We start from the raw sequence: 15,751 nt of genomic DNA on the forward strand, positions 1-15,751 counted from the left end.
TTTTTCAGCAAAGGTATGCCCCTTATAGTTAAGCTATTCACTGTGGCTGACAACTTGAAGACTCTGACATCTAATCTTTCCAAGCGTGGACCGCACCGCGTCATGGTCGGTGACCTAGCTTTTACTGGCCTGCCGGGAAAGGTCTACACGCCTGCAGAGGGCAATGGCATCCCCGGTATCGCCTTCGCACACGATTGGCGCACACCGATTGAGGAGTACCACGCCACGCTGCGTCACCTAGCTTCGTGGGGCATCGCGGTCGCTGCTCCGGACACCGAAAATGGCATTGTGGCAGACCACCGTGGTCTCGCCAACGATTTGGAGACAGCGCTCCAGATTCTCGCTGGTGTCCGCCTCGGTGAGGGCAAGGTCGTCGTCCACCCAAAGAAACTCGGTGTCGCCGGCCACGGCATGGGCGCTGGCGTAGCCGTCCTCGCCGCCGCTGGTCACGACATCATCTCCGGCGTTGGCTGCGTCTACCCCGCGACTACCGCGCCTTCCTCCAGCGCGGCTGCAACTAATGTCTCGGCTCCGGGCCTCGTCCTGGCCCCTGGCGAGGATAAGTGGCTCGATCGCGGCAACCCGGCTCGCCTGGCTGTTCAGTGGAAGGGCGATGTCGTTTACCGCGAAGTAGACAACGCTGACCAGAGCAGCTTCTCGGAGACAACTCTTCTACGTCGCCTAGCGGGCTTCTCTTCTTCCAAGGTGAAGTACCAGGAGGTTGCGCGCGCCGCGCTCACAGGCTTCCTGCTGGCCACGGTCGGTGACGACAAGAAGTACTCGGATTTCGCAGACCCGACCGCCACTATCAAGGGCACAACTAACCGCGATATGGAGTGGCTCATCAAGGAGCTGCCGGAAAACCCGGAGCACTCGCTGGTTCCCGGCAAGTAGTCACTAGGCCACGCTTCAGGACACGCCCCGAATCGACTTCACCGTCGGCGTCCCTTTCCCCGCCCGCCCGAACAACCGCGTAACGGTTCCCTTCGATCGGGCGGTTTTTTGCTGCTTCTCGACGCCCTTCGCCACCTCTCTCTCCTTAATTTCGCGTGCTTTACGACGCTCTTCCAAACCCTGCAATTCTTTCTGTGCCCTCTGTATCGTCGTTTCGAACTCCTGCCTGGTCATTGCAGCAGCGTCGTAATAGGCCTGCCCAATCCGGTCATATTTCGCGGCATGCTTACTCCCCATTACCACTCACCTGCCGTTGGCGAATTAACCGCGCCCACAAGCTCCTGTGCGTTGGGCTGCTCAGGGGGCTCGGGCACAGCTGAAGCAGATTCCTGCACTGATGCTGCCGCGTCCTGGGCTGGTTCTGGCTGTGGCTCTGCTTGTGTTTCTGGCTGTTGTGATTCTGACTGCGGTTCCTGTGGCAGCTCGATTCCCAAGTGCTTTAGTTTCTCAGCCGGAGGAGGTGGCTCAGGCGCATCTTCTGGTTCCGGCTCGGGTTCGGGTTCTGGTTCAGGCTTACAGTCCTCCGGCGCAGGAGCTGGTGCTGGCTCAGGTGCCTGTTCGCACACTGACTCTTCCATCTCCGTGCACATGTCTAAGTTGAGCAGCGAGGTGGCGACGCTGCCCGCAACACCCACAGCCTCCGCAATTCCGGCGATACTGGCAGCCCCGGCAGCGCCAATGGCACCTCCAACGGATATCCCAGCAGCAACGCCTGCCTCTATCCCAATATCAACGTTGGCAACAACCCCAGTTCCACCAGCGATAGCACCGTTGCCACCGGTTACAGTAGCTCCTTCGCCACTCACAGACTCAGCCACCTCTGCACAGGCCGCCGAGGTAGCACCCGAACTGGCAGGGACAGTAGGAGGCTGCGGCGGGGTGGCGACCACTGCGGCCTCAGTGTCACACGCTGCCTGCTCAAGACACTGCTCGATGCAGGCATTGCGCGCATCGTAGAGCTGACCAGTGGAGTCGACGAGACTGTTGCACACCTGCTGGGCCACTTGTGCGGCTTCGGTGCCGACCTCCGGATCGTCGACAAGCGCTTCGCACTGAGAGAGAACACCGTCGGTTTGCTCAGCCATATCTTCGGCCTGCTTTTCGCAATCCTCGAGGACCTCGTCGACTTTCTTGCCGCACTCGCCGACACTCTGCGCGCCATCGGCGGACTGCTCATCCTGATTCGCACAGTCCTGCGCGGCTTTATCACAGCGCTCTTTGGCAGCGCCGGCAGCATCGCCTTTCAAACCGCCCCAATCGAAAGCCATAGCAATAGTTATCGCGGAGGCTATCAACCCCACGGAGTTGGAGAACTTGGATAGGGCGCTGCCTTTCCAGCCGTCAGCGCGTCGCGCCTTATCCAAGACTTTGGGCAGATTCTTGCCGATGCCGCCGACCCCGCGCTTGGCTCCAATACGGCTTCCACGGCCAATAACACGCACCAATATCGGAAGAATTCGAGCAACCCATGGCATCAGTCCACTACCTCAATTCCACCGAGGTCGGCACTCCCGTCGCTGTCACAGCTTGCAAAGACACGCCACTGTTCCCGCACTGCCGGAGCATGGTTGCCAAGTCCCGCGTACATCGATTGCCCGTGCTCACGCAGCCGCACTGCCGCCTGCTGCAGACGATGCCCCTGGGCGGCAAAACCCTGGCCACAGTCTGCTGCTGAGATATTGGGAGCGCTTCCCCACCGCTCATGGCCGTCACGGCCGCGCTGCTCGATCTCTCGGGCAGCCGCTGTCACTGCATCCTCCGAAAAGTGCAGCAAGCCTCCGCCACTGCCTCCAGTAAAACTTGCGGACACGAAAAATCCCCTTCCCCCGCGAAAAACAGTTCTTATTACTGTTAGGCGCGAAAAAAGGGGATTCGGTTCCGTTGAGGTCCTAGCGCGGGTGCCCCCGGGCTAACGAGCGCGGTAGATGCGCTTACAGCCCTCAACACCGGTGAAGCTGAATGGACCGGTGCCGATCAGTGCGTCGTCTCCCAGGTTTGAGTACTCACCAGGATCTTCATGCGTCACCTGAGCGTGGCGGTAGTAGGTCGGATCATCGAGCTTTACGCGCTCTTCCAGTTCACGAGCATTATCTGCGGCGCGCAGCTGGGACTCGTAGCCCTCGACCACATTGCCGGTGAGGAACTCAGCAACTGAGCCGGAACCATAGGAGACAATAGCGACCTTCTTACCAGTCAGGTCCTTCTCGGTGTCCAGCAGCGAGAGCAGGCCGAAGTAGGCCGATGCTGTGTAGGAGTTACCGATGATGCGGTTGTACTCAGTGGTTGGGCCTAACTGGCGGGCCTCGTCCTCTGCGGTGAGCTCCACACCGTTATTGGCCGACAGCTGCCGGTGCGCCTTGTAGGCCATCTTGGTGAACGGCTGGTGGTAGCTGAAGTAGTCAATCTCGCTGAAGTCCACACCGCCGCGGGCACGGTAGTCCTCGTAAGCCCCCTGAACAGCGTCGATGTAAGCGCCAATCGAGAGCTTGCCCTCCACCAACGCCTGACTGCGGTGGTTCGGACGCCAGAAGTCCATAACTTCGCGGGTGAAGACGCCCGAAGCCGCATCGATGGCCAGGATGCGCGGATTAGCGGTCACCAGCATGGCCACAGCACCTGCGCCCTGGGTTGGCTCCGCAGCGGAGTCCAGGTCATAGCGGGCAATGTCGGAGGCGACAACGATGACCTTTTCCTCCGGATTGCGGGCCACCAGAGCGCACGCAAACTGCAGCGCCGCGGTACCCGAGTAGCAAGCCTGCTTCAGCTCAACAGAGCGCGCGTGCGGGTCAAGACCAACCAACTCGTGGACATAGACGGCAGCGGCCTTCGACTGGTCGATACCGGTCTCAGTGGCGAACATGATGGTGCGCACGCCGTCGATACCGTGGCGATCCACAATCTTCTTCACCGCAGTCGCGGCCATCGTCACCGGATCTTCATCAGAGGCAACCACGCTGGAGCGTTCCTGCCCCAGGCCCTTGTGATATTTTGCCGGTTCCGCTCCGAGTCGGGGCGCAATATCGGCGAGGTCAATGCAGTACGAACCCGTCGCAAAAGCGATGTCATCAATACCGACCGGGGTCACATTGCTTGTTGTCATCAAAACCGTGCCTTCACTACCTCTACAGATTTTAAGAAATAACGGGCAACGAAACATCCCATGTCATCAGAACGACCATCAGAGCAGTCATCAGACCACGGGATATTTTGCCCACAAAATATTAATTGCCTACTACAGAAATCTAGCGCGTTTACCTGAGATTTGTCTTAGGTTTTGCGAATTGTTGCGACGCACTACTTCGCCCGCTCGATAGAAACGTGCGCCTCCATCAGCTCACCCGGGTTCGTCTGTGCCGCGAGCAGGGAAAGCTCACCACACCAGACGATTGCCGCACAGCACGCTGCTAGACGACGGGCATTCTCACCCGGCTCACGGTCCTCCTTGCAGCCCAGCGCCGTGAGATTCTTCTCCACGAAGTCCAAGCCCTTGCCGTTGCCCACGGAACCGACGATCAAATGTGGCAGGGTGCAGCTAAAGCGCACGGAGCCGTCGTCAAGCGCCTCTACCTGCGTCAGCCCCTGCGAGCCCTCGACGATATTCGCAGCGTCCTGACCGGTAGCGAGGTAAAAGCCCAGCAGCATATTGGCGTAGTGCGCATTACCGCTGCGCAGCGAACCGGCCATGATGGAGCCGACGAGGTTCTTGCGCTCGTTGAGCTCGGCCAGACGCTTGGCAGTTGTGCGCAGACGTTCGCGGACAACTGGCTCTGGAATGACGGCTTCGGCAATCACGTACTTACCGCGACCCAAAATGCCATTGACGGCGGAGGTCTTCTTATCGGTGCAGTAGTTTCCCGAGATAGAGCCATAGCCCAACTCTGGCATCTGCTCCATCAGGTAGGACATCAAACGCTCAGACGCCAGCGTGGCCATGTTGTGGCCCGAGGCGTCACCGGAGAAGAAGTCAAAGCGGACAAAGAGCAGACGCGATGCGATCTGAAAGTGAATATCCACCAGCCTGGCAAAACGCGAGGAGGACTCCACGACCTTCTTCAGCTCGTCATAACGAGACAGGATGTTGTCGCGTGCAATGACGGCATCAGCTGCCGAGTCGAGAGTGAAAATCACCGAGCGGGTCATCTTCTCGCCGACGAAAGTACAGGTAATGCCACCTTCAATCATGCGGGAGACCTTCGCACCGCGACCACAGGACGGCCACAGCGGGGTCTCGTAAGTCGCCAGCGGAATCTTCACATCGTCATTCATGACGTTGCCACTAATGCGCACCGGGCCAATCCAGCTCAGTGGTACGTGTGCATATTCCAGGTCGTGCGAGCTCTTTTCAGCCATTATCCTAAGCGACCCTTTCTAGCTGCATGCAGCTTCGGTTCCCAGCTTCTGTAAATTTCAGCTGTCTTAAATTCTACGGTCAAAAAACTGTGGTCAAAGTTGAGCGGCCAGCTTCAGCGACAACGGCCGAATGCCAGCTGCCTGCCAGCGCGCGGTGATGTCCGCGGCAGTCTCTCGGGTCGAACTCTCAGCATCGGCACCATTTGAGGCTCCGACCAAAGCGATTCCACAGTCACCACCACCGGAGCCACTGCTCTTGCCCGCGGCCCCCGCGCCATCGGCGATGTCGGCGAGCGCTTTCAGTTTCTCCGTCTCAATGCACACAGCACGCTCGCGCTCATAGTCCTGCAGCAGCGTCCGATTCTCGTGCAGGCAGGCAAACGCCGCTGTGTGGTCGCCGTCGGCAAGCGCCTGCCAGAGTTTTTCGCTTATCGACGAGACCCCGCGTACAAAAACACGGTCTGCGCCACCGGCCTTCTTCAACTGAGAGTCCGTCTTCACCGGACTGCCCGTCCAGCCGACCAACAGTTGTAACCCGCCGAGGTCGGCACGGGCGTCAATGCGAAGATTCGGCCACGGTGCCGCCACGGCAGCGACAGGATCAGCCGCCACGAGTTCTGCGAGCGCCGTCGGATTCGGCCGGCGATAGAGCACCACCCCGCCGTGCGCGGAGCACGCGATATCGCCGCCGGAACCAGCCGCACCAGCCAGAAGCGTGGCCACCATCGCAATCTTGTACACGTCCAGCGAATTGAGCTCCAGGCCTAGGTGCGCTCCCAGCGCACGAGTCACTGCCACAGCGACAGCCCCGGAGGATCCCAGGCCGTACTTCGCACCGCTGTCGGCGTCATCGAGGTCCGATTCAATGACAATATTGATGGGGCTCTCTGGGGTGTTTTCCAGCTCGCCCGCAGCAATGCGATAGACCAGGGAAATCGTATAGGTAGCAATGTCACCTGGCGCATCGATATCAATGACGCGCCCCTGCGGGCCGTAATAGCTGGAGTACACGCGAGAGACCGGCTGCGATGGGTCGGCATCGTGGCACCGAACCGTCACATAGCGGTTGACTCCTGCGATGACGGCCAGCCCCTCAACATCCATCACCGCATATTCGCCGGTGAGATACAGTTTGCCACAGCCGCGGCCAATCGATTCGCCTTCGAGAGGTTCGCCCTTAGCGCTACTCAACTACTCCCCCAGCTACACCAGGTATGCGCCGGGGCCGGAGCCGGAAACCAGCACGTCAATATTCTCGAACTCTGCGCGGAAACGATCCGCGATGGTCTCGGCATCGCCGCTGCGGCACAGCACCTTCACATTCGGACCGGCATCCATGGTGGCGTAGCACTCGGTGCCCTCGTCGCGCAGCGTAGCGACGAGATCGAGAGCCGCCACCGAATCCGGATTCCAGTAACGCACCGGAGGAAGAGCCCCCAGCATAGTGGCGTGCATACGCATGGCATTGGCCTCGGCAAGCTCGCCGACCGCAGTGAAGTCCGCAGCGGCAATGGCGGCCTTCATGTCCTCGATATCGCGGGGCACCTGCTCCACCCACGCCGGGAAGAACGGTGAGGTCTCGACCGTGCGACGCATGGCGGCACGGCTGTCAATCTTCTTGCGGCCTGGGGCCAAAACCGCCACGACCAGGGAGAGGTCCAGGCCGGAATCCGGCAGAGCCACTGCATGGCTCGAAGCATCGTCATCGCCGGGCAGCCACTCGACGAGGCCGCCGAAAATAGAGCGACAGGCCGAGCCCGAACCGCGACGGGCCAGAGCCGAGAGCTGTTCCGGGGTGTAGTCCAGGCCGTAGGCCTTCGCCGCGGCCAGCGCGAGAGCACCGAAGCCTGACGCGGACGAGGCCAGTCCAGCGCCCGTCGGAATCTCGTTGGTGCTGGTCACCTCTGCGAAGCTAGTGCTGCCCGCACGCTCGCGGACCAAATCCAAAAACTTCTGAACACGGGACAGATCCTTGCCCGCCATCTCCTGGCCGTTCAAAGTGCCCAAGTCGGCGGTGACGCTGGGGTCGTCGATAAGCGACACCGTGGTGGTCGTCGGAGCGATGCCCAGAGTAAGGGACAGCGAACCTGTGGCCGGCAGCTGCACGGCCTCATCGCGCTTGCCCCAGTATTTAATCAGGGCGATGTTGGGATGAGCGACGGCGGTAGCGGTCGTGGTCACGAGGGATTTACCTCCACAGTCCAAGTAGCAACGGCATTGGCGCCCATCATGGCATGGCTAATCAGTTCCGCGTGATCGGCGGACTCTGCCAGCGCCATCACACAGCCGCCGCAACCGGCACCAGTGAGCTTTGCACCGTGGGCACCTGCCAGACGTGCGGCAGTGACGAGATCAGTGATGGACTCATGCCCAACACCTAGTTCCTCTAGCGCTTCCTGCGCCGAGTCCATGCGATGTCCCAGACGGGCAAAATCGCCCTTGGCCAGGTTGTGCACCGCAGCATCGGTCAGCTGCCCCAAGTGGTCCAACAACTCTTGGCCGTGGACTCGATGGGAATCGACGAAACCACGCACGCGGGCAACGGCCAGCGACGTCGAGCCACGCACACCGGTATCCCCCAGCACCAGCCACATCTTCTTGGCTACCTGCAGCGGATGGAACTCCCCCTGCTTGAAGTAGACCGGACGAGACGCACGGGCAACCGTGGCATCCAGGCCAGAGGGGTTACCGTGCGCCAGACGCTCAGCTTCCTGCACCAGGTCAAAGCGCTGACGCTCGGTCAAAGTGCCATCGGCGAGGTCACGCACTGCGTCGATAAGCGCATGTGCCACAGCGGCGGAACCACCCAGCCCTGCGGCGGGTGGGATACCGGAGCGGAGACGAATCAGCAGGTCACGTTCGGGAATACCGAAGGTGCGCAGGCCAGCGCGGAGTGCAGCGGCGATGGAGGAAAAGCGCTCCGGCAGCTCGTCGATGTCAATGACCTCGCCATCCATGGAAAACAGCACGGGAGAATCCTCCACGCGGTCAATCCACGCCATCGTGCGCAGCGATGTCACCGGCAGCGCAATAGCCGGCTTGCCATAGACGACAGAATGCTCGCCCAACAGAATCGACTTGGCATGCCCTTCACCGAATGCGGCACCCTGCTCGTTGGCCAGGGCATAGAACTCTCCGGTCTCCAATTCCTCGGACTTGTCGAGGCCGAAGTCGTCGACGCTGGCGTTTTCTACGCTGGTCACGAAGCTACACATCCCTTTCCGAAACCGACTGTGCGGCAGCCTGCGCCTCCGCGGGGCCATGGATACCCGGCACACCCGCAATGTCGAAACCGTACTTGGAGAACTTCTCCGCACCAACACCCCAGACGTGGTTAAACCACTCCGTCATCGGTTCGTTCGCGCGGCGTTCGGCGAGCTCCTGCGGGGTCACGTACACCACTTCATCGACCTCATCGGGGTTGATATCCACCGACTTCGGATCGACGATGCCGGCGTAGACATGGTTGTACTCGTGCTCCGCCAGTCCCGAACGATCATCGATGACCTGGTAGATAACGATGCCGATTTCCTCCAACTGGGAGACATCCGCACCGAGCTCTTCCTTCGCACGACGCTCAACGGCATCCGCCACCGGCTCCCCCGGCAGTGGGTGCGAGCAGGTCGCATTCGTCAGCAGCAGTGGTGAGTGATACTTCGACTCCGCACGGCGCTGCAGCAGCATGCGTCCCTGCTCATCGAAGAGGAAAAGAGAAAAGGCACGGTGCAAAATTCCCGGCGGAACGTGTGCTTCAAGCTTGCCGACGGTACCGAGAACTCGACCGTCACGATCGACTACCTCTACCTGGATGTCGGCTTCACCCGGGGCAAAGCGGGCTTTAATGTCCTCTGGCGCATCATTCATTTCCACACTCCTGACTTTAGACTGCGGCCACAACCGCAGCTAACTCCCCGGCAATCTTGCGGGCCGATTCCGCATCGGCGGCCTCCACCATGACGCGGAAGAGCTCCTCGGTGCCGGACGGGCGCAACAGCACGCGACCGGTGGAGCCCAGCTTCTCCTCGGCTGCATCGATGGCGGCCTTGACCTCATTAGACTCCAGAATTGCGGCCTTGTTGGACACCGGCACGTTGATAAGAGTCTGCGGCAGCACCTTCATTACCGAGGCCAGCTCAGCCAGAGACTTACCAGTGCGTGCCATCCGCGCCATGAGGTACAGACCAGTGAGGGTGCCGTCACCAGTGGTGGCGTGATCCGGAATGACCACGTGCCCCGACTGCTCACCGCCGAGCGAGTAACCGCCAGCGTTCAAATCAGCCAGCACATAGCGGTCGCCGACCTTGGTGGTGCGCAGGGCGATATCGTTTTCCTCCATCGCCAGCTTGAGGCCGAGGTTGCTCATCACAGTGGCCACCAGCGTGTTGTGGTGCAACAGCCCCTCTTCCTTCATGGCGACGGCCAGAATGGCCATGATTTGATCACCGTCGACGATGTTGCCCTGCGAATCCACAGCCAGGCAGCGGTCGGCATCACCATCGTGAGCCAGTCCCAGATCCGCGCCGTGCTCCAGCACTGCCGCGCGCAAAACCTCAATGTGGGTGGAACCGCAGTTATCGTTGATGTTGTAAGAGTTCGGCTTGTCGTGAATAGCGACGACGTCGGCACCGGCGGCCGCGTACGCCATGGGGGCTGCCTGCGAAGCAGCACCATTTGCACAATCCACCACGACGCGAATGCCGTCGAGCTTGGTACTGACCGCACGGGAGAGGTGGAACAGGTAGCGGTCGAGCCCGTCTGGGGCCTCCTCGATGACACGACCCACTCCGGTGCCCGTGGGGCCGGTCTCCGGCAGGTTGTGGAGAGCGTGTTCGATTTCCTTCTCCACCGCGTCGTCAAGCTTGGTGCCGCCCGCGGCGAAGAACTTGATGCCGTTGTCCGGCATGGGGTTGTGAGAAGCCGAAATCATCACACCCATGTCGGCACCGTAGTCGTCGGTGAGGAAAGCGACAGCCGGAGTGGGCAGCACACCGACACGCAAGACGTCGACGCCCTGGGAAGCCATGCCGGCAGACAGCGCTGCGGCGAGCATCTCACCGGAGACACGCGGATCGCGGCCAACAATGGCCAGGGGACGACGCCCCGATGGATTCGTGCCGCTAGTCAGCACAGTGGCCGCAGCAGCACCCAGCCGCATTGCCAGCGGTGCGGTCAGAGTCTTATTCGCCAAACCGCGGACGCCATCAGTTCCGAAAAGACGTGCCATTGTTGCTAGACCACTCCTTGGGGGTTTATGAGTTTTGGTATCGCGGACTGTTGCATTGTCAATGCTGTATTACTTTAGCCGGTCGCGCAGGCGAATCCAGACTAGCCACAGGACACAATTGGCTGCGGGTCATAAACCGTAGTCTGAGTTTCACGCGAGATTTCCGCGCCAGAGAGGTTCCGAATGACGCGTGTGTCGGAAGTGGTAAAACCCTGCGCACCCGACGACGGCTGGCAAGAGCTGCCACTGACCTGCATGCGCTGCGGTTGCGTGTATGCCCAACGGCCACCATTGATGGACTCGACGTTGACCCGCTTCACGCCCTTGATGCGCACAGTGACGTCGGAGCCAGTAGTAACGGCCTCGATAAGAATCGGAGTGTCGGAACTGTTCTTAAACGCCAGGTCGATTGCGCCCTCGTACACCGTCGCTTCACGGCCGGCCGGGTAACGCGAAATGTAGTAACTGTGCGGAGTGTGCGCGACATCCTCCATGCCCGCAAAGTACGAAGCATTGTACAAAGTAGTGGCGAACTGGCTAATGCCACCGCCGACAGCCTTGTCCGCATGGCCGTTGAGGATGATGCCCGACTCGACAAAGCCCTGCGCAGTACCGCGCGGCCCCGTGTAGCCGTTCAGGCTGAATGTATCGCCCGGCGCCACGAATGCGCCGTTGACCATCTGAGACACCAGGGCAATGTTTGTTCCCGATGCCGAGCTGAAACCACCGGTGGTGAACTCACCAATGACATCATCGAAGGTCGCACTTTCCGCTTGTTCAGTGGTGTAGGTGGCGGGCTGGTCCTCGTAGACCGCATCGAACTCGCGCTTATCCGTCGAAGTCACACGCTCGGCGAAGTCCTTCATAGTTTCATCCCACTTCACGGCTACGCCATCAACTGAGGGGACCACTTCACGCGAACCACCGCTGAAGCGTATCGACGCATTGCGCTTATCAACCTCGGAAGCAGCCAGCCCCTCCTCGAGGATCTCGCGTGCGCGGTCGACATTGATATCGGCGGCCAATCCGCCGTCGCGCGGCACAAAGCTGATGATCTCAGCCATGCGCTCCGGAGGAATTACACCATCTTTGCCATCGCGGCCCTTGGCAACAATCGGACCCGACACGGCATCGGCAGCCTCTCCCTCAGCTGCCTCACGAACCTGATCTTCACCGATAGCCGGGTCGTGCGCGGTGGTCTCCACATCGATGCCCTCCGGCGACAACCACTTGGCGGCCAAATCCCCGCTGACCGCATTGCGGTCGACATCTTGGCCGATGACCGGTGGAGTTGTTTCCACGCGGCCGTCAACAAGCTTGACCTCACCATCGACGGGAGCAATAGTCAGTTCGCCGACGAGACGGTCGACCTGCGGTTCGAACTTAGAGCTATCGATATCGCTGACCAAATCCAGCTCACGGGTAGTAAAGAAACTGCGCACCCAGGTAACTGGGTTCGCCGTCTGCTTGCCCGCCTGAGCAACCGTCTTCTCCCAGTCGATGCTCAGCCCCGCCTCCTCGGGCAGAACCTCCGCCGCGCGCTCGCCGGCACGCAACACCACTGGATGAGTGGAAAGATCACCGAGCTGTTCTTCGAGCTTCGCTTCAGCGTGATTCGCGCTCAGCGTGCTGATGTCAATCCCCGCAACGGTAGACCCGCGCGGGACATGGTCCTTATTCAGCACGTAATCGACAGCGTAAAACACACCGAAGAGCGCGAAGATACCGAGGACAATGCCGAGGAAAATCTTTAATCCGCGGTGACTGGAGGAAGACTTTTGTTTGGCCACAGCCACTTACTTTACCGTGGAAACACTACTAACTAGATTTTTATTAGATTCCGCAGGTGTCCGGAATGCGTTTCTTGTTCTTCGCATACTGCTGGAAAGCATCGACCACGGCATTGGCATAGACCTCGGCACCATCCGGGGTCGGGTGGATAAGGTCCGCGCGCAGCTTGGACAAATCGTCACGCACACCATGGCACCAGTCAGCCACATAGACATTGTCGCGCTTCTTTGCCGCGTCGAGGACTTCCTTCTCCGACTGAGGCATCCACACGCGATCACCGTACGGGTTGATTAGGACAATGATGCGGTCTTCACCCAGCGAATCGAGAATCTCATCCAACAGGTGTTCGTCCGATGCCGCAGCCGACTGATTGATACCAAGCCCCAGCACAACGAATGGATCGAGCGTACCCGCCGCCTTCATACTGGCGATAATCTCCGGCGCGGCCGGATAACCACGGGAAACTGCCGCATCGATGTAGATGCCGGGCAGCTTCTCCTCCAACGCGGACGCCGAGGCGAGCATCACAGAGTCGCCGATAGCAGTGATCTGGTCACCACGCGGCATAACGCGCTTGGCCAACTCGGCTTCCTCCGCCTTCTGTGCCTGTGCACGGCGCTCAGCTGCCTCCTGTAGCTGTGCCTCCAAACGCGTCATCTTCGGCGCCGTGGCCATCCCTGCCACTGCACCAACCACGACGACCAACGCCAGCACTGCTGCAACGCGCGGCTTCCAAGAACCGGCGTACTGCGTGCCCGAAAACTGCGACATCCAACGGCGGTAGCCCATCCGGCGAATTGGGGATTCCACATTCTTGTACGACCAATTCGCCAAAAGCAGCGCCAGCGCAATACCTGCAAAGGCAGCGAGTTTCTCATACTGCATCGCCTCATTGCGCTCCAGCAGTTCACGGATGAGCACAATGACCGGCCAGTGCCACAGGTACAGCGAGAAAGAAATCTTTCCCAACCAGCACAGTGGCTTGAACTCAAAAATCTGACGCACGGGCGAGACACCGCGAACGACAAGGTAGAGAATCGCCGCCGACAGCAACGACGCGAACACCAACCCACCGCGGTAAGTCGCCGACGCGGTATCTGACATCATCAGCAAAACCAACGACAGGAAAATCAGCGGCAGCGAGGCCACTACGAAAGCCTGGGCAGAACTGCCAAAGAAATCTCGCAGCAAGGGTTCTGTGCGTGGCCAGGAGTCCGCCTCCGCGCGTGACGACGTCGACGTCAACCACAATGCGAGGGCCGCACCAAACAGGAGACCAAAGGCGTGAGTATCGGTGCCGTAGTAGACCCGCGTGGGGTCAACCTTCGGATCGTAGAGTGACACCATCCACACGAAAGAAGCAACCGCGCCAATGCCCGCCACTGCTGCCAGCTTGCGAGATGCCAGCTTCAGCGCGAGAAGAGCCACAAAGATTAGTGGCCAGAGCAAGTAGAACTGCTCCCCTACCGACAGTGACCAGTAGTGGGCTAGCAGCTGCACACCAGAATCCGCGAAATAGGACTGAGAGCCCGCAATCTGCGTCCAGTTATTGACGAAAAAGACCGTGCCGAGAAACTGCGTCGACAATCCAACAGCGGGATCACCGCCAACCAGACCTGCGGCGGCGATGGAAATAAATAACACAAATATCGCAGCCGGGGCGATGCGGCGCAGTCGACGGAGCCAGAAGTCCTTTAGATCGATGCGCCCAGTGACCGCGCGTTCGCGCACCAGAAGCGAAGTGATAAGAAATCCGGAGAGCACGAAAAAGATATCCACACCGATGTAGCCACCGGGCAGCACATTATCGAAGTAGTGGTAGATCACCACAGTGGCAACGGCCAGACCGCGCAGCCCATCAATGCCTGGTACGCGTCGAATGCGGAAGGGATGCTTCGCCACCGAAGACGAGTTAGAGGAGCTCTTCACGTCGGAGGTCTTGGTGGCTGTGGTGCTCACCGCCATACGGTTTCCTTCTTCCCATCGCACTGCAATCGCACTTCCATCGCACCGCAATCGCACCGCGAACAACGATTCTCGTGGCAGTTTTTAACGGATAAAAGTCTAACGTACGGGGCTTGCCCCAAAAATGCAGCCATGCCTGGTCACGGCGGACTTTAACCCAAAAAAGCACCCCGGCTTGCGCGTAATACGCAAACTGAGGTGCTTTTCGAAGCAGTAAAGCTTAACGCTTGGAGTACTGCGGTGCGCGACGGGCCTTGTGCAGACCAGCCTTCTTGCGCTCGACAGCACGAGCGTCGCGGGTGAGGAAGCCAGCCTTCTTGAGAACGCTGCGCTCCTCCGGGTTGAACTCGTTCAGGGCACGAGCGATAGCCAGGCGCAGAGCACCGGCCTGACCGGACGGGCCACCACCGTTGATGTTGGCCTTAATGTCGAACTGGCTCTCGCGCTCGACCAGGACCAGCGGGTCCTTGATTTCCTGCTGGTGCAGCTTGTTCGGGAAGTAGTCCTCGAGCTCGCGGCCGTTGCAGACAATCTTGCCGGAACCAGCGGTCAGAACGACGCGGGCGACAGCGCGCTTACGACGACCGACCGTCTGAATCGGACGATCCAGGGTCAGCGGTGCAGCCGGAGCCGCCTCAGCCTCTACCTCAGTAGCAACTGCATCGCCGATGGAAGAGGTGAACTCTTCGGTGGCAGCAGCAGCGGCAGCCTGAACATCATCGTAGGAAGCCTCGGTGGCCTCTACGTTCTGGTTCTCGTTGACGTCCTGTGGGTTGGTCACTGTGCCACCGCCTTGATCTCGTAGTTTTCAGGCTTCTGACCGGCGAACGGGTGCTCGGAGCCGGCGAAGACGTGCAGCTTCTTGATGGACGCACGCGAAAGCTTGTTGTGCGGCATCATGCCCTCAATAGCCTCAGCGATAACGCGCTCCGGGTGAACCTCGAGGGAACGACCCAGGGTCATCGACTTCAGACCGCCCGGGAAGCCCGAGTGGCGGTAGCGCATCTCACGTTCCCGCTTGTTAGAGGAGACGTGCACCTTATCGGCGTTGATGATGATGACGTGGTCACCGCAGTCGACGTTAGGGGCGAAGTAAGCCTTGCCCTTACCGCGCAGCAAGTCTGCGGCGTGAGTAGCCAGACGGCCGAGAACAACGTCGGTAGCGTCGATGACGTACCACTTGCGCTCGATGTCACCGTCCTTCGGATGGAAAGTAGACAACATGACTCCTTTTAGGGTCCGTGTAGATTTGCCAGCCACCGTGCACACTGTTGTTATTCCCCGGCGGCCGGTGGAGACCCGAGGCAACATTCACGTGTGCGCACACAGTTTGGCTACTTTACCTTGAGATGGCGCTAGAACAAAAATGCCAAAGCCAGTCTCAGCTGCAAACTGCTGAGACTGGCCTCCCCCCCCCCCGGAGTGCTGCTAGCAAGAATACGTCAAAGGCAGATACCTAATTGAGGA

The 15,751-nt window shown here is 60.0% G+C and carries 15 protein-coding genes; 1 reads left to right on the forward strand and 14 read right to left on the reverse strand.

Annotation, left to right across the window (positions count from 1 at the left end):
• Positions 1-42: 42 nt before the first annotated feature.
• Positions 43-894 carry a dienelactone hydrolase family protein gene (locus HMPREF2860_RS06080; RefSeq protein WP_049182332.1) on the forward strand — a complete coding sequence of 284 codons (852 nt, stop codon included), beginning with the start codon at positions 43-45 and terminating at the stop codon, positions 892-894.
• Positions 895-909: 15 nt separating this feature from the next.
• Here HMPREF2860_RS06080 and HMPREF2860_RS06085 read toward each other — a convergent pair whose 3' ends face one another.
• From HMPREF2860_RS06085 to rplM, 14 genes are all read right to left on the reverse strand, one after another.
• Positions 910-1,191 (reverse strand): hypothetical protein, encoded by a 282-nt coding sequence (locus tag HMPREF2860_RS06085; RefSeq protein WP_049182333.1) that lies wholly within the window; start codon positions 1,189-1,191, stop codon positions 910-912.
• On the reverse strand, positions 1,191-2,429 hold the full coding sequence (locus HMPREF2860_RS11155; protein WP_070628665.1) for a hypothetical protein: 1,239 nt from the start codon (positions 2,427-2,429) through the stop codon (positions 1,191-1,193). Before HMPREF2860_RS11155 ends, HMPREF2860_RS06085 begins: the two co-directional genes overlap by 1 nt.
• On the reverse strand, positions 2,429-2,764 hold the full coding sequence (locus HMPREF2860_RS06095) for a hypothetical protein (RefSeq protein ID WP_049182335.1): 336 nt from the start codon (positions 2,762-2,764) through the stop codon (positions 2,429-2,431). The genes HMPREF2860_RS11155 and HMPREF2860_RS06095 overlap by 1 nt, the downstream gene beginning before the upstream one ends.
• Positions 2,765-2,863: 99 nt before the next feature.
• On the reverse strand, positions 2,864-4,054 hold the full coding sequence (locus HMPREF2860_RS06100; protein WP_070628666.1) for a hydroxymethylglutaryl-CoA synthase: 1,191 nt from the start codon (positions 4,052-4,054) through the stop codon (positions 2,864-2,866).
• A gap of 194 nt (positions 4,055-4,248) precedes the next feature.
• Entirely contained in the window at positions 4,249-5,304 is a 1,056-nt protein-coding gene (locus tag HMPREF2860_RS06105) for a hydroxymethylglutaryl-CoA reductase (protein WP_070628667.1), read from the reverse strand.
• A 93-nt stretch (positions 5,305-5,397) separates the two neighbouring features.
• Entirely contained in the window at positions 5,398-6,495 is a 1,098-nt protein-coding gene (locus tag HMPREF2860_RS06110) for a phosphomevalonate kinase (RefSeq protein ID WP_049182337.1), read from the reverse strand.
• Positions 6,496-6,507: 12 nt separating this feature from the next.
• Positions 6,508-7,485: a diphosphomevalonate decarboxylase gene (gene mvaD, locus HMPREF2860_RS06115; protein WP_038627703.1), complete on the reverse strand. Its 978-nt coding sequence runs from the start codon at positions 7,483-7,485 to the stop codon at positions 6,508-6,510.
• Positions 7,482-8,507, reverse strand: a complete 1,026-nt coding sequence (gene mvk, locus HMPREF2860_RS06120; protein ID WP_224786608.1) for a mevalonate kinase — start codon at positions 8,505-8,507, stop codon at positions 7,482-7,484. The genes mvaD and mvk overlap by 4 nt, the downstream gene beginning before the upstream one ends.
• Before the next feature lie 4 nt (positions 8,508-8,511).
• On the reverse strand, positions 8,512-9,168 hold the full coding sequence (gene idi, locus HMPREF2860_RS06125) for an isopentenyl-diphosphate Delta-isomerase (protein WP_049182338.1): 657 nt from the start codon (positions 9,166-9,168) through the stop codon (positions 8,512-8,514).
• A 16-nt stretch (positions 9,169-9,184) separates the two neighbouring features.
• The gene (gene glmM, locus HMPREF2860_RS06130) at positions 9,185-10,528 is read right to left on the reverse strand and encodes a phosphoglucosamine mutase (protein WP_038627699.1); all 1,344 of its coding nucleotides are present in this window, start codon (positions 10,526-10,528) and stop codon (positions 9,185-9,187) included.
• Between the two features lie 101 nt (positions 10,529-10,629).
• Positions 10,630-12,318, reverse strand: a complete 1,689-nt coding sequence (locus HMPREF2860_RS06135) for a VanW family protein (protein WP_070628795.1) — start codon at positions 12,316-12,318, stop codon at positions 10,630-10,632.
• A gap of 43 nt (positions 12,319-12,361) precedes the next feature.
• Positions 12,362-14,284 (reverse strand): acyltransferase family protein, encoded by a 1,923-nt coding sequence (locus HMPREF2860_RS06140; protein WP_070628668.1) that lies wholly within the window; start codon positions 14,282-14,284, stop codon positions 12,362-12,364.
• A 220-nt stretch (positions 14,285-14,504) separates the two neighbouring features.
• A complete protein-coding gene (rpsI, locus tag HMPREF2860_RS06145) occupies positions 14,505-15,065 on the reverse strand; it encodes a 30S ribosomal protein S9 (RefSeq protein WP_038627693.1) in 561 nt (186 codons plus the stop codon).
• A complete protein-coding gene (gene rplM / locus HMPREF2860_RS06150; protein ID WP_005509852.1) occupies positions 15,062-15,505 on the reverse strand; it encodes a 50S ribosomal protein L13 in 444 nt (147 codons plus the stop codon). The genes rpsI and rplM overlap by 4 nt, the downstream gene beginning before the upstream one ends.
• Positions 15,506-15,751 lie beyond the last annotated feature (246 nt).

Origin of the sequence: Corynebacterium sp. HMSC064E10 (assembly GCF_001812505.1) — a bacterium.
GTDB lineage: Bacteria > Actinomycetota > Actinomycetes > Mycobacteriales > Mycobacteriaceae > Corynebacterium > Corynebacterium amycolatum.